Here is an 18719-nt window from a genome sequence, read left to right on the forward strand (position 1 = left end):
ACCACCCCATCGGGACTTTCCTCCTGACGATGCTGCTCGCGGCAACATCGCTCTCCCACCTGTCCGCTCGCGCCCAAGTCGAAAAACAAGACACCGTAAGATGGATGCGCGTGGAGAAGAAAAGCGGATGGTACACGCGACAACTGAAGAAAGCGGAGAAGATGGCGCGCGGATTCAACAAGATAGACACCAACTACATCGAACCGCAACTCTACAACTTCACCGTGATGTTGCAAAACACCAACAACTATGAGGTGTACAGACTCAACAACAAGGAAGGACAAAACATCGTGTTCGCACCGGAACCCAGCGTGCGCATCGGACCATTCGTGGGATGGCAATGGATCTTCCTCGGCTATACACTCGACGTGAAGCACATCAACTTCGGCGGCGACGACAAACAACGACAGGAATACGACCTGAGCCTGTACAGCTCCATGGTGGGCATGGATTTCTACTATCGGAAGACGGGCAACGACTACAAAATACGCAGTCTGAACCTCGGCACAAACATCGACACACGCAACGTGGAAGGGTCGGATTTTGGCGGACTCACCTCCACCGTGAAAGGTCTGAACATCTATTACATCTTCAACCACAGCCGCTTCTCCTATCCGGCAGCATTCAGCCAAAGCACGGTGCAACGCCGCTCCGCAGGCAGCCCCCTCCTCGGAATTGGCTACACGAAACACACACTCTCGGTGAATTGGAACGAACTGAACAAAATCATCACCGAAAAACTCGGCAACAAAGCCGATGAAGCCGGACTGGACAGCACAATGATGTTCGGACGAGTGAAATACTCCAACATAAGCATCTCGGGCGGATATGCCTACAACTGGGTGTTCGCACACAATTGGCTCATGGCAGGGTCGATAACGCTGGGGCTGGCTTACAAACGAACCAAAGGCGACATGGAACACCGACGCTTCTCGCTCAGGCAATTTTCAACCAAAAACCTCAATATAGACGGAACGGCACGCTTCGGCATCGTATGGAACAACACCCGGTGGTACGCGGGAACAAGTGCCATACTGCATGCCTACAACTACAGGCGAAGCCAATTCTCCACCAACAACCTCTTCGGAAACATCAACATTTACGCGGGGTTCAACTTCGGAAGAAAGGGGAAAAAGAAAAAAAACAAGGCAAAATGAGCAGATTACATGGATTTTACGGAGCACTCGTCGCGGCAACACTGCTGACAGCCTGCAACGCAAGTGCCAACAAAACAGCGAAAACAAAACAAACGGAAAACACCGAAAAACAAGCGGAAACAGAAAAGGACACGGCACAAACAACCCACGAGCAGACAACCACCATGCAACTGTCCGCCACCGCCGAAGACTCTGCCGGCGTGGAACGCTTGTTGAGCCAATTGGTGCACGACGAGAAACAACTCGCAGAGAGCGAACTAATCTTGCGCGTGGCACGCAGCTTCATCGGAACACCCTACGTGGCACACACGCTCGACCGCAACAAAGAGGAACAACTCACCGTGAACCTAAGAGAAATGGATTGCACCACATTCCTCGAAAACGTGGCAGCCATCGCACTGTGCGCAAACAGGGGGAAAACCTCCTTCGGCGACTTCGCCAACCTGCTGAGACAAATTCGCTATCGGGGCGGAAAAATAAGCTATGAGAACCGGCTGCATTATTATCAATGGTGGGTAACAGACAACGAAAAAATGGGACTGGTAAGGGAAATCCATACACCCAACCCACCCTTCACCGAAGTGCAGAAACTGAAAATCAACTACATGAGCCAAAACAGCAACGCCTACGACATGCTGCGCAACCACCCCGAACGCATCAGCCGAATCAAAGAAATGGAAGACAAAACCAACGGCACCAACGTGCGCTACATTCCCAAAAAAGAACTGAAAAACTCCAAACTGCTCAGAACCGTCATCCGCGACGGCGACCTCATTGCCATCGTTACCAACAAGAAAAATTTGGACACAACACACCTCGGCATCGCCGTATGGCACCACGACGGACTCCACCTCATCAACGCATCAAGCCTGAAGAAAAACCAAAACTCAGTAATCGAACCCGAAGAAACACTCTACGATTACCTTGCCGAACGCCCCCACAATCCCGGCATCCGCGTTGCACGCCTCTGCCTCTCCAAAATAAAGTAACGAAAAAAAAAATAAATCAGGAAAAATCCTTGCACATACAAAAGAAAAAACGTAACTTTGCCCCTGTTTTTTAACATACGCGGGGTTTCCGGTCTCGAAACCCCGTTTCTCACAAAATTAAAATCTCGCACACATAATTATTTATGTTAAGTAAAGAAGACTTATTGGGCAAAAACATTTCCGAGTTGAAAGAAATTGCCGACAAAATTAACGCTGATTATAAGAAAGACGATGATAAGGAAGAACTTATCTACGCGATTTTAGACAGACAGGCAATGAATGCCGGAGCAACACACCCCTTGGAAACCACCAAGAGAAAACGTACCAGAATAGCACGAAAAGACACCGACAGAGTGTACACCGTTCATGGGAAAGAAGGCGAAAACTTCGACGTTCAGAAAAACAAACCCATGGGAGCACAACAACCACAACCCTCACTGTTTAAGGACATTCCCGAAGAAACAACCGAACAAGAAGAAAAAACCGAGGAACCGGTAAAACCAACAAGACAAACGCGGAAAAAAGAAACGACAAAGGCAAAGCCGGAGGAGAAAAAAGCAGAAAAAGAAGAACCGCAAAGCGAACAGTCCGAAACGAACAACACAACGGAAGAAACCGCCGAACAGAAAAACGAAAAGGAGGAGGCACAAACCGACACAAACCTTATCGAACAACTGCAAGCCAAGGTGAACGCCCACAACGAACAGAACGGAACAAAAACGGCAGACACCGGAGGAAAAGTGTGGGAAGGCGACCCGGGAGACGGCACCGACTTCATCACCGTGGTGGACATACCGGTGGAAGACCAAGGCGCACTGCCGGACTACAACATGCTCGACCGACCCACAATGCCCGCGGGAAACAACCGGCCGACATTCTATCAAGACCATTCCACACAGGCAGACCACAACAAATTCGACTTCAGCGACATTATCACCGCCAACGGCGTCTTGGAAGTCATGCCCGACGGATACGGATTTCTAAGGTCGAGCGACTACAACTATCTCTCCTCACCCGACGATGTGTACGTCGCAGTCAATCAGGTGAAACAATACGGATTGAAGACCGGAGACGTAGTGGAATGTCATGTACGACCACCACGCGCCGGAGAAAAATATTTCCCACTGACCTCCATTGACAAAATAAACGGCAGACAACCCGGCGAAGTACGCGACCGCGTGGCTTTCGAACACCTCACACCACTCTTCCCGGACGAGAAATTCACACTCTGCGGCGACCCGGCAACCACCAATCGCTCCACACGCGTGGTAGATCTCTTCTCACCCATCGGAAAAGGACAACGCGCCCTCATCGTGGCACAACCCAAAACAGGTAAGACCATCCTGATGAAAGACATTGCCAACGCCATCGCAGCAAACCACCCGGAAGCATACCTGATGATGCTGCTCATAGACGAACGACCGGAGGAGGTTACCGACATGGCACGCACCGTAAACGCAGAGGTCATTGCCTCTACATTCGACGAACCGGCAGAACGACACGTGAAAATAGCAGGCATCGTACTGGAGAAAGCAAAGAGAATGGTGGAATGTGGACACGATGTAGTCATCTTCCTCGACTCCATCACACGACTGGCACGCGCCTACAACACCGTGGCACCGGCTTCGGGAAAAGTACTTACGGGAGGTGTGGATGCCAACGCCCTGCAAAAGCCAAAACGATTCTTCGGAGCAGCACGCAACATCGAGGGAGGCGGCTCGCTCACCATCATAGCCACGGCACTCATCGACACGGGATCGAAAATGGACGAGGTAATCTTTGAAGAATTCAAGGGTACGGGAAACATGGAACTGCAACTCGATCGCAACCTCAGCAACAAACGCATCTTCCCGGCAGTGAACCTCGTGGCATCGAGCACACGCCGAGACGACTTGCTACACAACAAGACCACGCTCGACCGCATGTGGATTTTGCGCAAGAACATCGCCGACATGACATCGCTGGAAGCAATGAACGTAGTCAGCACTCAACTGGAAAGAACAAAAGACAACGAAGAATTCCTACTGTCAATGAACGGATAAGCAAAGCTCGAAAACAACTTGACACTATGAAATGTTAAATATAGTAAATAATTCCAAGGTGGATGAACTTATGAAGCGTAATATTAGAAGTTCTTTAATTGTAGCGTTTGCAAGTTCTAAGTTATGGAAACTTTAATTAATTGAAATACTCATGAAAAGACTATGTTTTGTATTGATAACCTTCTGTCTTTTAGGATTAGAGTCAAAGGCGCAGAAGGTTTTGACAAACAGCGTCACACAGACACCGGTTGGTGGCGCTTTGGTGATGGACTCAGAGGGGCATTTGTTGGGAATAACCAAAGAGGACGGTCTGTTGACCGCCGAAATGCTGTCGGTTGGAAAGATTGATGTAGTGCATTCCGCCTTCGAACCTGTCGAATTTCAGATTAATGGGGGAGCGGAAGAGAATCTGGAGATGACCCCTATTGTCAGTTCGGTTTCAGTTCGAGGCAAGGATAAACCTAAGGCCGACTATGTGAAATTGAGAGGTTGGCAACGAAACTATCAATTCGAGAATAAGAATCTCACGTTCATTACGGAGGGAGTCGTGGAGTATTTCATCCCAATCAATGGAAAAGGAAAGATAAAGTATCGTACTGAGGGGTTGCGACAACTCATGGCTAAGGGTATGACCAAATCTTATGATGTAACGAAAGTGAACCTTTTTGAGCGTCAGCCTTTGGTGGCCAAAGATAAAAAGGTCGTTTCCAAGACAGCAGATGCCACAGTTTGGAAAATCATGAAAGCCGGTCAGCCGTTTGGAATTCAGTACGATATGCCTGGGGGCAACCATTCTTTGATTGAGATTCCCGACGCCATAGCAGGAGATACGGTCAAGTTCAAATTCTTTGTGGTAAAGTTCAAATTCAATTATATAAGTGTTGGGCAGATGTTCACACCGTATCGGGAAGATGGAAAATACACCATGGGCGATTTATCCCTCAGCCATACGTTCTATTCAGTCAATTCCAGTGTAAAGAAGAAAGAGGTTGTCTATAACTATGTTGAGGATTTCTATACCGTAGAGGCTGAATATCTGACAAAAGACGAAGCCAAGCGGCAGATGAAGATCAAAAATAGCAAGGAGGCAGTTGAGCTTCTGCCCAATGTACCAGCCTTGAGCAAAGCACTTATGAGGGCAAAGCATGACTTTGTTCCTTCAAAATAGCAGATTAACCTCAAACCGGTCATTAACGTCTGTGCTGATTTTATTTGACTACCGATCAGTTTGTTTGTCGTGCTTTTGAAGACGTAGTGGGTAGAAGCGAGAGAAAATTGCAGGGTTGTTGACAACAAGAGAGTTAAATCAGGTGATAAGCCATATTGTTATCAACCAATTGTGAGCGTGTGAGCTAATAACTGTTATGTAATGGAAATTTGGAACTTTTTCAGCCTTCCAAATTTCCATTACGCCGGAAAAATCAATCTCGTGGGGATTGTAAACCCTGTGTTTGTCCCCACGAGGGATTGGAATTGCAACGGTTCGCAATGGAACAGCCCTACTTCCTTACGCGATAGATTCTTATGACGTGCCAAACGACATCGGAAAGAAGAAGGAAAAAAAGAAGAAAGAGAAGAACATTGTGCAGCGGGACAAGTTGCGCCACGGCAAGAACAACATAGAAAAGGGCAAGGGTGATGAGGAACGTGGCACGACTCATCATCGACACTATCAACGGATGAGCAGCCACCTTGTTCGTAACGGCAAAGGGGAGGTTCACAAGGGTGTGCCGCCGACTATAGCGCAAGAGCAGATAGATGAACACGGAAAGGGCAGAAAGCGGAAGGATGAGCCACGACCTGCCATAGCCCCACGCACTTTCGAGGGCTTCCCAATGAGCAGGGATGGCAATCTCGTCGGTGGTGAGATAGAACCACAACGCCACCCCCACATTGAGGGCGGTGAAAAGGGCAGAGAGAAGATTGATAAATTTATTCCACATGTCGCTCCCCCCCTACTCTATCGGTTCTATTCGCGGATTCTTAATGTCGGGCCGGCGGACACTGACGTCGGGCACGGCGGTGCGTTCCTCTGCCTTCACACCCGGTTCTTCCTTTGCGACAGGTGGCGTGGAGGGCACGACGATGGGTTCCGGCTCGGGAATTTTCTCACCGGTTTCGCTCTCATCGGCGGGCACATAGTCCACCTTCTTGTTTTCCTTCACCTGCACTTCTTCGGCTTCTTCCTTCGTCAGCACGGGTATCTTCGATGTGGTGTCCACTCCGATGACCGTTCCGGACATATCCACCTCGTATTTCCTCGGTGGTGCCATGTCGCGCGTGGCCATGAGGATTGCCAACAAGAGCGAACCGAAGACCAGCACGGCGGCGCAGATTGCCACGGGCAGGGTGTATGTGGGTTTCTTTTTCGGTTTCATAACGGTCTGTTCTCCATCGCGCTCCCATGGGTTTCATGGAAGCGACACGGCAAATTTACGCAAAATATTCAAAACCGCCAAACTGCCATGCCACGAATTTCGTTTCTTTTTTCCATTGCCGATGGGTACGCTTTTATTGCACTTCGTTTTGGAGCTTACATTCGTTTCTCCCCAAAATTTGTTCCCCTGCCCGATGGCGCACCGGTGCGTGTTCACTCCCTCCGCCCCTACCGAGTTCCGCGCACCAATCTTTAACCTTCGCATGAATTTCAATTAACTTTCCATAAAATAACGATGAAAACGTCTTGAATTCGAGTAATAATTCCTATTTTTGCAACATTATACCAACTCCCCATCGGGATGAATTCCCATGGAAACGCAAAATGAGCAAATTAAGTAACAACCACGGAAGGGCTTATGAATTCGCCTGTTTGAACGCACTGCGGGATGCCATCGCGAGGGTGAGGTCTGTCGAGATTTTCAAGAACAGCAGTTTTGAAGCTGCCGAAAACGCGTGGAACACTCTTTGCGAGAGCAACCGGACATTATACACACTCAGTGCATTATCTACGATAGACACGATATTCGCATTGGAGCCAAACATAATGGAGAGAAATGGCGAAGATGACGTACTGACCTTATATATCCAACCCGATAAGCGAGGCGAAACAGCCGATGTAAGGGACATCATCATCGAACGAAAGGATATTGTATGGGAAATAGGCTTGAGCATTAAGCACAACCATCAAGCCGTTAAGCACAGCAGAATAGCGAAAAATCTTGATTTCGGAAGCAAATGGTACGGTATCCCATGCTCGGAAACCTATTGGAAAGAAATAAAACCGGTATTCGATGTTCTGGAAAGGGAAAAAACAAAAGGAACTTTATTCAAAGACTTGGTCGGGAAAGAAGAAAAAGTCTATGTTCCACTACTCAATGCGTTCGCGAAGGAAATAACGACACAAGTCAGGAAACACCCTGAAATTCCCAAAAAGCTGATTGAATACTTATTAAGCAGATACGACTTTTACAAGGTTGTCAGCACTGACGAGAAACGTCTGACAACAATCCAGTCGTTCAATATGTATGGGACGCTCAACCTACCGGGAAAATATTCCAAACCCACCTTGAAAGTCCCACATATTCAATGCCCCAAACATTTGCTACACATCGGCTTTAAGCCCAACAGCAAAACCTCCCTACTCTTGTGTTTGGACAACGGATGGCAGTTTTCATTCCGACTGCACAACGCGGAAAAGCAAGTAAACACATCATTGAAGTTCGACATACAGATTGTGGGGATGCCGGCGGAAATCAATATAAAATTCAATTGCAAATGGTAAAAAAACATTCATAAAACACCAGGGGATTAAAGATGAAACTAATAAGCTTATTTTCGGGAGCGGGCGGTTTGGACAAGGGTTTTCATAATGCCGGATTCCATACGGTGATTGCCAACGAGTTCGACCCTAAAATCTGTCCGACGTTCAGGATAAATTTTCCTGATACCCACTTGATAGAAGGAGACATAAGATGGGTAAGTGCCGAACGCTTTCCAAAACAAGTTACGGGCATCATTGGCGGACCTCCCTGCCAATCGTGGAGCGAAGCCGGCACCTTGAAAGGAATAAACGATGCGCGCGGACAACTGTTCTACGAATACATAAGGATATTGAAAACGGTAAAACCACTGTTCTTCGTCGCCGAGAACGTTTCGGGCATGCTGGCAAAACGAAACAAGAAAGCGGTGAGGGAGTTTATACGGCTTTTCGGAGAAGCAGGGTATGACGTGAACCTAAAAATGCTCAACGCCAACGATTTCGATGTTCCTGAAGACAGAGACAGGGTTTTTTATGTTGGATTCAGAAAAGACTTGAACATTCATGACTTTCAATATCCAAAACCATCAGCCCACAAACCAACGCTGCGCGAAAGCATTTGGGACTTGAAGGACACCGCGCTGCCGGCATTGGAAAAGAACAAGACCAATGGGGAGAGGTGCATCATCCCCAATCACGAATATTTCACAGGGTCGTACTCGCCCATCTTCATGTCAAGAAACAGGGTGAGGAGCTGGGATGAACCGGGATTCACCGTACAGGCAAGCGGAAGGCAATGCCAACTGCACCCTCAAGCCCCAAAGATGTTGAAAATAGGGAAAAACGAACAAATTTTCGTCCCGGGAAAAGAACACCTCTATAGGAGAATGACGGTGAGGGAGGTGGCAAGGCTGCAAACGTTTCCGGATGATTACAAGTTCGTGTACAATGACGTAAATATCGGATATAAAATGGTGGGAAACGCCGTACCGGTAAACCTTGCCTGCCACGTGGCAAAAAGCATCAGAAATGCTTTGGACAGGCATGAAATTGATTATAGAAATTAACTTCCGTTCATCAAGATTGCACGCACACCAACAGAATCAATCCGTTCCACACACCTTGCTCTTGTCCGTTCCTCCGAACCACAATGCTTCGGGAGGAACGGATTTCTCTTACAGCAGACTCTCGCCGAAGATGGCGTTCTTGATGTCCTTCTCGTGATCGAAGATGAAGCGGGCGACAATGGAGCTGAGGATGGCTGTGGAGGGAAGCTTCACACTGGAGGCTGACTTCAGACGGTCGAGGACACTCTTGAGGTCGGAATCGATATAGACGGTGGCGAGCTTCGTGTCGCGCCGCTTGTATTCCTTGGCAAGGTCGAGGAAGAGTTGCCAGCTCTCCTCACTGTTGTCGATGGCAAGGGTGTATTCGCGTGCCAACTCCTTGCCTTCGGCCTTGGGCAACTTCTTGGCAGCGGGGGCGGAACGGTCTTTACCGCCGGGTGTGGGTTGCATGGTGCTCTCCGGAGTGGGCGATGGCTCTTCGGGAGTGGCGGGACGAACGGGTTCCGCCGGCTTCGGGGTTTCTTCTTTCTTTTCGGGTGTGGCAGGGGTTTCAGCTCCCTGCACTTGATGTACGAGGTTGGCGATGCCGCCGGGCAGCACCACGCTGGTTTTCTTCTTTACCATAGCTTATGTTTTTTTTATTGTATTCTGTTTTGGTTTCGTGGGTGAAATCTTACTTCATGTGCTTCAACATGTAATCGAACGCGCCCTTCACTGCATCGCGCTGGGTGGCAAGCAGTTCGAAGGTGTTGATGCGTTTCAGCGTGGCGCGACTGTTCACCACGGGAGTTACCTTTCCTATCTTTTGAAAAATGCTGTTGGTGGCGTTCCAGATGCGTTGCTCATCGATGGTTCCGATGCGGGGATCGATGCGGTTGGGCACGAAGAAGAGTTGGGCGTGCATGGTGGGATTATGCTCCTTGAGGGCATTGATGACTTGCACGAAGACACCGGTGGAATCGAGGGTCTTGTCTTCGTATTCATAGGGGCAGACGATGTAGTCGGCATTGGCGAAGAGGGGAACAAGTCCGTCTTCGCTGACGTTGCCGGGAGAGTCGAAGAGCACGAAGCCTTCCACCCGTGAGGCGGAGTCCATGAGCTGCTGCATCATCTCCGGCTCGCTCACGTCGAAGCCTTGCACCGTGTAGGGCTCTTCGGCATCTTCATACACCTGCGCATCTTTCTGTCGCTGCATGAGGATGGTTTTCTGAAGGTCGGTGTCAATGACACACACTTGTTTGCGCTTATAGGCAAGGTAATTGGCGAAGAGGATGCAGAGTGTGCTCTTCCCCACCCCACCTTTCTGATTGGCAAATACTACTTTTATATTTTTCATTTTTCTGTCTGTAATTTATGGTTTCACTTCATTCACAACTTGCGGTGCGCCGTTTCAATTCTTCTTCATAGGGGGAATAACCCAACATGGCGTACAGACTCTTGAAAACAAGGGCAGCAAGCACGAGCTGAACGACGGCTATAGACGCGAGCAGCAAGTTGGGAACGGACGTCAGTGCAAGAAGGAAGAAGCACAGTCCCAAAACGAGCATGCCCACATAGCACAACAGGGCGCGCTGGGAAAGAACGCGCAACTTCTCCTCGGTGGACAGATAAAGGATGCACAACGAGTTTAGCGTGCTGAAGAGGAAGATGACAATCAGGATGTTGGAAAACAAATCTAACGCTCCGGGCAGCCCCGCAGTTCCGAACCACATCGTACCGATTTTGGCGGAAAGCACGTAGAAGGGCACGCAAAGCACACTCGCCATCAGGAAGAAACGAGCGGACAGCACGCGATCGTAATCGATGATGCGTTCCAACGCCTGATAGAAGACATAGATCAAACCGGAAAAGGCAAACAGGGCGGTGCTCTCGCAAATAAGCGACACGTAATCGCTGAACAGCAACCGGTCGGGGATGAGGTCGTCGGGAAAGATGATGTCCGGCTGGGTGAGAAAGGCATACAAAAGTCCGAACAGACTCAGCATATACACCGGAAAGCAAACTCTGATTAGTCGCTTCTCTTCCACCAAAATGGGAATTTCATTGAGTTTCATGTGCTCCATACACTTTAACATTTAATTAGGTTGATTAATGGGTATTTCGTAATTAATAAATTTCTGATTATCAACATTCTGTATTTTTATATATTAACATAGAAATATGTATATCTTTTCACATTTTCACGTATTTACCTTTTTATCTTATACTGTATTGCCCCATGCTGGTTCAGGTCGGACCCGTCGTCGGGACGCTCGTCGGCATCCACCGAAACGGAGCGGCGCAAGAGAGCGAGCGAACCGATGGCGAGTGCCAATTGCGCCAATTGCGCGAGACCGTGATAGGTGTTCAGCTCGTTCAGGGTGAGTCCGCCGACGGAGGTGTAGAGATAGACGTAGAACGACTGCAACAGAGAGTCGAGAAGGGGAAAGACAACCAACGCCCATCCATAAAGACGGAGATAACCACCGTAACGGCGAATCAAACCGGTGCCGAGCACGAACCCGGCAAGATAAACAACAAAGGAATTGAAAAACGGAAAACGACTTTGGAACGCGCCAAACGTGGTTTGACGATAAAAGCCCGACGCCGTGAGCACATCGCCGGAGGGAATGATGCCAATCACCGCACCCAACGCCGTGAGCACCATCATTGTGACGAGGGCAAGCTGCATGCCGAAATGACCGCGACGCACCAAACAACGATGCAGAACCCACCACATCAACAGATTGGCAACGCAAAAGGTGAGGTCCTCCACCAAGCTCAATGGCGAACTCTGCCCCACCCTCTTCACACCTGCCACAAGTTCGCCTTGAAACGCTGTGCCCGAACCGAAGAAACCGTCGAGAAATCCCAAGATGAGCATCGCCACCCCAATTCCGAACGACCAGTTCATCAACTCGTTCTGAACCTTGCTGATTTGAAATTGATTAACCATATATTCATTCTTTTATATATTTATATTAACACATGATAATACATTCATTCCAAGATAGAAAATAATTATTTATATATTTATATTTTCACACTTTCATGTTTTTAATTAAACATATTCTTAAATATTTCTATTTTCACCTTTTTATATTATCATATTTCCGCATAATTATATTTCCTTGTTTTTACTCATCCTTGTATTTATATTTTCATCTTTCAACATGTTTATATAGAAACATATTTCCTTTTTTAAACATTTATATCTTTATGCATAATAACCGTAAAACTTTAGACTTCGTTCTATTTATGTTTTTATATATTTACATATTAGTATGTTTACATTTTCAATGTTTTATATTATCATTCATATATGTTTCTGTTTATTCTTGTATGGGAATAGAGATTATAAACTTAAATACATTTTTATATATTTATCTATCCCCATGTTTGAACAACCATATATTTAGATATATACTTAACCTTGCGCAAATATACGATAAAAAGCTGAAAAAGACAAATCTGAACCGAAAATATATGAAAAACGGCATTTATATGTATTTATGTCTTTATATATTTATATTAACCAACGTAAGCCGAAAGCCACAAAATCGCCATAATGCTTATGGCTCATGAAGTTCCTCCGTGCAATCGGTCGGAGAGAACAAAGAACGAAAGGCTGAAAACAGCAAATCGGGGAATGAATATTGGGGAAAAGAAGAAAAAAGCAGAAAAAGAAAAAAGCAGAAGAAGAAAAAAAAGGTAGAAGCAGGTGTGCAAAAAAAACAATTGTGGCAACAGAGCCTCGTTTGTCGTTCGGAAAGCAAAAAACAAAGAAAGATTTGCACGCTTCCTTTTGAACTTCTACTCACATATATATAGGCAGGGTGGGGGAGGGAAGCCCGGAAACAATCTCATGGCAGGTTCGTCTTCTGCCACGGGTCGTTGCACAACGTGGGAAAAAAGCGAAAAAACCTCAACCCTCATAGCAGCAAAAAGAGCAAAGGAAAGGTGGGGGCTTTTTAATCTTTTGTATATTTATATATTTATGTGTTTGTACAGAACAATTGACAAGAGGGAGCGGAAATGCGAAAAGGGCAGGGAAAAAGAAAACCGAGAACCAAGAGCGACAAATGAGGAAGAAAATTACTGACGGCAGCGGATAGGGTAGGGCGGTAGCTGAAAACCGGTTTTCGGAGGGAGTGGAAATGGAATCGCGGCGAAGGAGTTGCGCCAAAAAGCCGGAAAAGGGGAGCGGACGAGAAGAAAAGAACAGACTTTGGCGACAAAAAGGGAAGAAAAGGGCGGAAAAAGGGAGATGCGACAAATTAGTAAGGTATTTTCGGGGTATGTAAAAATGGCTGTAATCATCTGATTTTCAAAGGGGTTAAGGTGGATGTTAAAGGGGAATGGCGACAAAAAAGTGAAATGTTTCAGGCGTTTGCTAAGTTTTTGTTGAATAATCGGCTGTAAGATGTTCTATTTCAACAGAGTAAAATAAATATAAATGGTGAGATATAAGCAAACAGTTTCCTTATTTGTCGCTGCAAAAGCTTGGTTTTTGCAGCGAAAATGGGGTGCATGGAGGTGGGGGCATTGGCTGAAGAGCGACAAAAAGGTAGGGTTGGAGAGAAAACGAAAGGAATTAAGGCGACAAAAAGGGAAGCCGGGGGAGGAGAAGGTAAAAAATGGGAGGGTGCGACAAATAGGGAGAGAAAACTCGTGCCTTTGTTTGGAGACAAAGAATGGGAAATTTCGAGGCGCAATTCGCCCGTGACAGTTTCGAAAAGAAGGAAGAATTTGTTTGCACGGTGGAGGAAACAAGTGCAGAAAATGGGGTGGGGGAGCGACAAAAGGGAGAGTTTGAAGAATAGAAAAAGGGACGGGGAACGCGATGTAGAAAGTGTATCGCAAAACTTCCGAGAAGAAACCGGAGCAAGAAAGCAACAGGGGGAATGACCCGGGGCTGCCTGATAAACAGCAGGTTGCGAGCCAATGAGAAATTAACATCGAGGGGTGCCGACGACAAACCCCGCGGAACGCGAACAACAAATCGGGAACGCTGCAAGCGTGGGGAGCGAAAAGTGAACGAGGCTTTGACAAAAAAGAAACGGGCAATGGGGAAGGAGGGCAGAAGATGCAAAAAAGGTTGGTGCGACAAATAGGGAGGGTCGCAAGAAAACTTGTAAAAATCATCATGAAAGCGAAGCATCATAAAAACAATAACTTTAAAATTTAAAACTCATCTTTCGATTTGAATTCATTGATATATCTTTATAAGATATTATATAAGCCCATGCAAAGTATTGATACACAATGGTTAGCGAAGTTTATTAACGACAAGTTGGTAGGTTTGTGGCGACAGTTTGGTAAGAAAGCCTTGACAAAATAGTAGGGTAGTGGCGACAATTTAGTAAGTCGTGGAGCACTATTCCGACGAAAGGGGAGTTTTGCTTCGACGCTTTGGGAGGGTTTTTCATAATTAGGTAAATAATGATGACAAAACAATGACTTTTTCTTTCTTTTTCGTTTGTATATTGCTAAAAGTCTGCCGATATATGTTCCGCATCTGTGAATATTTATGATTATAAATTTAAATATGTATATTCGTAAATATCATGTTATCAGGCAGATATAAAATATATAAATTTTCTCGCGACATTTCGGGAGGAATTTTTGATTTGTGGTTTTCATTCCGCAACGACAAAAAAGGAACAAATTGAAAATAGTTTACAGCTCATGCTCCCGTTTCGTGTCTTTTGTGCCCGGTTTCCGAAGTTTTGAAGTCGTGGAACCACGCTGCCGCGCCCGAGTTGATGGTTCCGGCGCGCGGCGCGGCGTAAGGCGAAAGCCATCATCTGCCCGGTCTCACGGTGCATGATTGCGCTGGCACCCCTCCCGCAAAGCTTGCGATTCACCGGCGTGCGACGCTTGTCGGACATTCCCTGCACACCGGCAAAGCGTTTGTGCCTGCAGCGCGAGAGAAACATCGCCATGAGCACTGGAAGGAGGTGTGCAGGAAAGGGTTTTTCCAACGATTTGACAAAGCTTTTCCAACTGATGAACAGTTTTTTCCAACGAATGGCAAAGTTTCTTCCAACGGATGAACAGAGTTTTTCTAACGAATGGCAAAGTTTCTCCCAACGGATGAACAGTTTTTTCTAACGAATGGGCAAAGTTTCTTCCAACGGATGAACAGAGTTTTTCCAACGAATGGCAAAGTTTCTTTCAACGATGAACAGAGTTTTGTCAAAGAGATTTTTTGCAAAACCAACCGGTGGGGCAGGCTGTTGCCCATTTGGAGAATGGTTTTCTTTCGTTGCGGATATTATTTTCCCTCCGGTGAAAACATATTGCGAACGAGCATTTATGTTCTGCCTGATTTGTGTTTGTCCGGTGTTTGTCGCCATAAAGTTACGAATAATGTAAATATATAAATATGTATCAACTCCTCTTACCCTCTTTTTGTATTCTGAATTTTTCAAAAATATATAAAAGCAGTTATAGATAAATATATAAATATTCTTTTATTTCGTGTAAAATAGAATAAAAAACATAAAAATATAATTATATATTATGTGATATTTGCATAATAATTTTACCATGATCACATGATTTCCGGTTGATTGTTTTTCAGTGAAAAAAGGTCAGTCTTCCAAAAGCTAAGCTATTGGAATGTAAAAGCTAAGCTATTGCGGTGCAAAAGGTAAGCTATTGCGGTGTAAAAGGTAAGCTATTGGAAGGAGAAATCTAAGCTATTGAAAAACAAAAGTTTAGCTATTGTATGACGAAAGTTTGCCCTTCGACGCGTTATTTAGGAATATTCAGTAAATTCCTAACTGATAGTTTGTCAGTGTTGATATATTATTTGTACCCATAAACCCTTCCAATCCCATCAAGGATGGGAAGATTATAAATGGCATGTGCAATCGTCTTGTCAAAACTTTTGGCATAGACAGCTTTCGGCGCATATTTTACGACAAATGGAAAGACGGTCTTAAAAACAAGAAACTGTGTCTGACGGATGCGACTTGCCATGAGAGCTACCTGTGTTTCCCGACAGACTATGGGGATTTTCAAAATGGAATTAGCTGAAATTCCCTATAATAAATGTTTTTTCGCTAAAAGAAGTGCGAAAGAACGGGTAAAGTGTACTCAATCGGTTATCAGGCTGAAAGGCTAAAATCTTTTTCTTATCAACACAAAAACGGATTTTTTTTTGTAAGTTTGTGGCACTATTACAAGTACGAATATTCAATGATAGAGAAAAATAAGTACGGGCAATATTTTACCATTCCCATTATAGCAGACTTCATGGTATCGCTGATTTCTCATCAGAAAGACAGTAGAATACTTGAACCATCTTGTGGTAAGGGCGTTTTTCTTGATTTTCTTTTCCAACATGGATTTCAAAACCTCACTGCTTACGAAATAGACCCGACATTAGGGGCGCACCATGATTGTATCAGATTTGTCGATTTTTTATCAGTATCCACTGCTGAAAAGTATGATGTTGTCATAGGCAATCCTCCCTATATAAGGTGGAAAAACATAGAGCCGGAACTGAAAAAAGAGTTATCAAAAAATGATTTATGGAATCAATACTTTAACAGTTTGTGCGACTATCTTTTCATCTTTATTCTTAAAAGCATTGAGCATCTTGAAGAAAACGGAGAGTTGATCTTTATTTGTACGGAATACTGGATGAATACCACTCATTCCGAAACGCTGCGTAACTATATGTGCAGGCAGGGATATTTCACTGAAATCTATCATTTCAAGGAGACACCACTTTTTGAAAAGGTAACAGCTTCATTTATTATTTTTAGATTTATCAAGAGTTCAGAGAAACGAACATCCATTATGCTCTATCAATATAATAAGAGTAAGGGGCTGCCTACGCAGCAGGAATTGGCAGACAAGAGCTGTTTTGACTTTTGTGTAATTCCACATTTCAAAGAAAACAGCAGATGGCTTTTGGCAACGAAAGATACACAAAAGCGGTTGGAGAATTTTGAAAACAAATGTGTAAAGTTCAACAGTAATCTGTTTGAGAAAGAACTTCATCGCATTGGCGACTTCTGCGACATTGGAAATGGTATGGTTTCCGGACTTGATGTGGCATTTCAGTTGAAGGATGTGAAACCGTTGAATGTGGCAGAGAAGAAAAAGCTCATCAAAGTGATAAAAGCCAAAGACCTCTGTCCCTACAAATCGAAAGCTTTTACTCCGTACATCTTTGTTCAAGAGAGGATCTCAGAGAAAGAATTCTGCAAAAAATATCCCCATTTTGCAGCGCATTTTCAACCTTATTTAGAAAAACTTGCCAATAGGTACAGCTATCAAAGGGATATTCCTTATTGGGAGTTTGTTTTTCCGAGAAACCAAAAGATGTTTGAACGAAACGAGCCGAGAATTTTCGTTCCATGCAAAGAACGTGTTTCCAACAAAGATTATTTCAGATTTTGTTATGCTTCGGAAGAATATTATCCGACGCAGGATGTAACAGCCATATTTAAGAAGCCGTGCTGCAAAGAGTCTATCGAATATATTTTAGCCTATCTGAACAGTGAAGATGTTTTTGAATGGCTTATATTGAATGGGATTGTAAAAGGTGCCATTGTGGAGTTTTCGGAAGCACCTATTGCAAGTATTCCATTTCGTCCCATCAATTGGCAATCGGAAGAGGAAGTCAGACTGCATGCAATGATTACAAAAGAAGTGCGAGAATATCTGAAAAGCCGAGAGTCTGCGCATATAAAACATATTGACAGTTATTTTAAGAGATTGGAATTATGAAAAAGGAAGACTTTGAAAAACTAACGAAAGGAATGAAAAACCAAAGGGTTGAACGTCCAAACAAAGCATCGGCCGGAACACTCTCAGGGCATGCTGCCGGAGAACCTTTTGAAAAATGCGTGTATAAAATATTAAAACAGAAATACCCAAATAACATTTTCAAACAATATGAATATCTCAACGATATATACTTGAGACACCCCAAGCATATAACCGTTGAACAAAAATATGCCCTGTTTGATTCTCCGACAGCTTTATTTTTGCTGAATAGGGGAAACAAAGCTACAAAGGAATGGACACCGGAAAATCTATTTGAAGAAAAACAGAATGATACGGCAGATATACTCTACCATGAACCAAACTACTATGGTATCATAGATGTGAAAACAAGAAACATTGATAAGTCTGCAATGGCACCTAACATAGTGTCAGCTTACAAATTAGCAAGGATGTGCGCACTGATGATAGACAATGAAGAATTTGATACTTTGGGGATTGATTATATTGAAATAGATTGGACTGAAGAGGAAAAACATTTGAGATGTACTGATGCGCATTATGCAAATCTATTTAAAGCAAAACCCGAAGCACTTTATATAAATTGGAGTGCAGCTCTACAGATACAATTTCACGTTTGCGATCTTGATCAATCTTGGAGTGGAACAATGGAGGAGTGGGCAAGACATTACCTGAAAGTATTTGTGGACAGTGCAGAAACAAGAATGGTTATGATGCGTGAAAAGTTTATTGAACCTTTCCGAAAATATATTTTGAACACAGAAAACAGTTAAGGAAAAACAACATTCCATCTGCTCTTTTCTGACAAGAAACAGGCTGGCTATATCTTGGTGAGTTTCAGTTCTTTATCGTTTAGGTATTTTGCCGGCTGTCTGCAAGTTCCAAAACGAAGTGCAATAAAAGAGTAGCCCTCGCCGAGAGATGCAGACGTTCTCGAAGCGTAGCGAGAGGTTGTCTGCATCTCTCGGCGAGGAAAAAAAACAACCAGCAATACAAACAAAACAGCGAGACCTCAGTGTCCC

20 protein-coding genes are annotated in these 18719 nt (G+C 45.0%); 10 read left to right on the forward strand and 10 right to left on the reverse strand.

Translation table 11 applies throughout. The annotated features are described in order from the left end of the window. Positions 1 to 29 precede the first annotated feature (29 nt). The 4 genes from ETF27_RS01670 to ETF27_RS01685 all read left to right on the forward strand — a co-directional run bounded on the left by ETF27_RS01670 (position 30) and on the right by ETF27_RS01685 (position 5356). Positions 30 to 1157: a DUF4421 domain-containing protein gene (locus ETF27_RS01670; RefSeq protein WP_130829950.1), complete on the forward strand. Its 1128-nt coding sequence runs from the start codon at positions 30 to 32 to the stop codon at positions 1155 to 1157. After that, the gene (locus ETF27_RS01675; RefSeq protein ID WP_147785388.1) at positions 1154 to 2146 is read left to right on the forward strand and encodes an N-acetylmuramoyl-L-alanine amidase-like domain-containing protein; all 993 of its coding nucleotides are present in this window, start codon (positions 1154 to 1156) and stop codon (positions 2144 to 2146) included. The genes ETF27_RS01670 and ETF27_RS01675 overlap by 4 nt, the downstream gene beginning before the upstream one ends. Before the next feature lie 143 nt (positions 2147 to 2289). After that, positions 2290 to 4188: a transcription termination factor Rho gene (rho, locus tag ETF27_RS01680; RefSeq protein WP_147785389.1), complete on the forward strand. Its 1899-nt coding sequence runs from the start codon at positions 2290 to 2292 to the stop codon at positions 4186 to 4188. A gap of 151 nt (positions 4189 to 4339) precedes the next feature. Beyond that, entirely contained in the window at positions 4340 to 5356 is a 1017-nt protein-coding gene (locus ETF27_RS01685; RefSeq protein WP_147785390.1) for a hypothetical protein, read from the forward strand. 331 nt (positions 5357 to 5687) lie between these two features. Here ETF27_RS01685 and ETF27_RS01690 read toward each other — a convergent pair whose 3' ends face one another. From ETF27_RS01690 to ETF27_RS11145, 3 genes are read right to left on the reverse strand one after another with little or no spacing between them, the layout of a single operon-like run. Then, entirely contained in the window at positions 5688 to 6131 is a 444-nt protein-coding gene (locus ETF27_RS01690; protein WP_147785391.1) for a hypothetical protein, read from the reverse strand. 12 nt (positions 6132 to 6143) lie between these two features. Then, on the reverse strand, positions 6144 to 6566 hold the full coding sequence (locus tag ETF27_RS01695) for a hypothetical protein (RefSeq protein ID WP_130829833.1): 423 nt from the start codon (positions 6564 to 6566) through the stop codon (positions 6144 to 6146). 33 nt (positions 6567 to 6599) lie between these two features. Beyond that, positions 6600 to 6830 carry a hypothetical protein gene (locus ETF27_RS11145; protein ID WP_158635968.1) on the reverse strand — a complete coding sequence of 77 codons (231 nt, stop codon included), beginning with the start codon at positions 6828 to 6830 and terminating at the stop codon, positions 6600 to 6602. Positions 6831 to 6949: 119 nt separating this feature from the next. Here ETF27_RS11145 and ETF27_RS01700 point away from each other — a divergent pair, with 119 nt between their 5' ends. Both ETF27_RS01700 and ETF27_RS01705 read left to right on the forward strand, forming a co-directional pair. Beyond that, a complete protein-coding gene (locus ETF27_RS01700; protein ID WP_147785392.1) occupies positions 6950 to 7909 on the forward strand; it encodes a HaeIII family restriction endonuclease in 960 nt (319 codons plus the stop codon). A 32-nt stretch (positions 7910 to 7941) separates the two neighbouring features. After that, positions 7942 to 8952: a DNA cytosine methyltransferase gene (locus ETF27_RS01705; protein WP_147785393.1), complete on the forward strand. Its 1011-nt coding sequence runs from the start codon at positions 7942 to 7944 to the stop codon at positions 8950 to 8952. A 108-nt stretch (positions 8953 to 9060) separates the two neighbouring features. On the opposite strand, the gene ETF27_RS01710 is transcribed toward ETF27_RS01705, so the two are convergent. From ETF27_RS01710 to ETF27_RS01725, 4 genes are all read right to left on the reverse strand, one after another. Then, positions 9061 to 9576: a DUF2339 domain-containing protein gene (locus ETF27_RS01710; RefSeq protein ID WP_147785394.1), complete on the reverse strand. Its 516-nt coding sequence runs from the start codon at positions 9574 to 9576 to the stop codon at positions 9061 to 9063. A gap of 49 nt (positions 9577 to 9625) precedes the next feature. Next, positions 9626 to 10288 carry a ParA family protein gene (locus ETF27_RS01715; RefSeq protein WP_130829835.1) on the reverse strand — a complete coding sequence of 221 codons (663 nt, stop codon included), beginning with the start codon at positions 10286 to 10288 and terminating at the stop codon, positions 9626 to 9628. 28 nt (positions 10289 to 10316) lie between these two features. Continuing rightward, complete coding sequence (locus ETF27_RS01720) at positions 10317 to 11027, reverse strand: hypothetical protein (RefSeq protein ID WP_158635969.1); 711 nt, start codon at positions 11025 to 11027, stop codon at positions 10317 to 10319. Positions 11028 to 11140: 113 nt separating this feature from the next. Then, a complete protein-coding gene (locus tag ETF27_RS01725; protein WP_147785396.1) occupies positions 11141 to 11887 on the reverse strand; it encodes a hypothetical protein in 747 nt (248 codons plus the stop codon). A gap of 1565 nt (positions 11888 to 13452) precedes the next feature. Between ETF27_RS01725 and ETF27_RS01730 the strand changes: the two genes are divergently transcribed. Continuing rightward, entirely contained in the window at positions 13453 to 13839 is a 387-nt protein-coding gene (locus ETF27_RS01730; protein ID WP_147785397.1) for a hypothetical protein, read from the forward strand. Between the two features lie 948 nt (positions 13840 to 14787). After that, on the forward strand, positions 14788 to 15045 hold the full coding sequence (locus tag ETF27_RS01740) for a hypothetical protein (protein ID WP_147785399.1): 258 nt from the start codon (positions 14788 to 14790) through the stop codon (positions 15043 to 15045). Here the strand turns inward: ETF27_RS01740 and ETF27_RS01745 are convergent. Together ETF27_RS01745 and ETF27_RS01750 are read right to left on the reverse strand one after the other, a co-directional pair. Beyond that, on the reverse strand, positions 15042 to 15290 hold the full coding sequence (locus tag ETF27_RS01745) for a hypothetical protein (RefSeq protein ID WP_147785400.1): 249 nt from the start codon (positions 15288 to 15290) through the stop codon (positions 15042 to 15044). The two genes, ETF27_RS01740 and ETF27_RS01745, sit on opposite strands and share 4 nt — an antisense overlap. 454 nt (positions 15291 to 15744) lie before the next feature. After that, positions 15745 to 15960, reverse strand: coding sequence for a hypothetical protein (locus ETF27_RS01750; protein WP_147785401.1), 216 nt, complete (start codon positions 15958 to 15960; stop codon positions 15745 to 15747). Positions 15961 to 16137: 177 nt separating this feature from the next. Between ETF27_RS01750 and ETF27_RS01755 the strand changes: the two genes are divergently transcribed. Next, entirely contained in the window at positions 16138 to 17679 is a 1542-nt protein-coding gene (locus tag ETF27_RS01755) for an Eco57I restriction-modification methylase domain-containing protein (RefSeq protein ID WP_147785402.1), read from the forward strand. Then, complete coding sequence (locus ETF27_RS01760; protein ID WP_130830691.1) at positions 17676 to 18470, forward strand: HincII family type II restriction endonuclease; 795 nt, start codon at positions 17676 to 17678, stop codon at positions 18468 to 18470. Before ETF27_RS01755 ends, ETF27_RS01760 begins: the two co-directional genes overlap by 4 nt. Before the next feature lie 47 nt (positions 18471 to 18517). On the opposite strand, the gene ETF27_RS11150 is transcribed toward ETF27_RS01760, so the two are convergent. Further along, on the reverse strand, positions 18518 to 18658 hold the full coding sequence (locus ETF27_RS11150) for a hypothetical protein (protein ID WP_158635970.1): 141 nt from the start codon (positions 18656 to 18658) through the stop codon (positions 18518 to 18520). Between the last annotated feature and the right edge of the window lie 61 nt (positions 18659 to 18719).

Origin of the sequence: Prevotella brunnea (assembly GCF_008016795.1) — a bacterium.
In the GTDB taxonomy this organism is placed as follows: domain Bacteria; phylum Bacteroidota; class Bacteroidia; order Bacteroidales; family Bacteroidaceae; genus Prevotella; species Prevotella brunnea.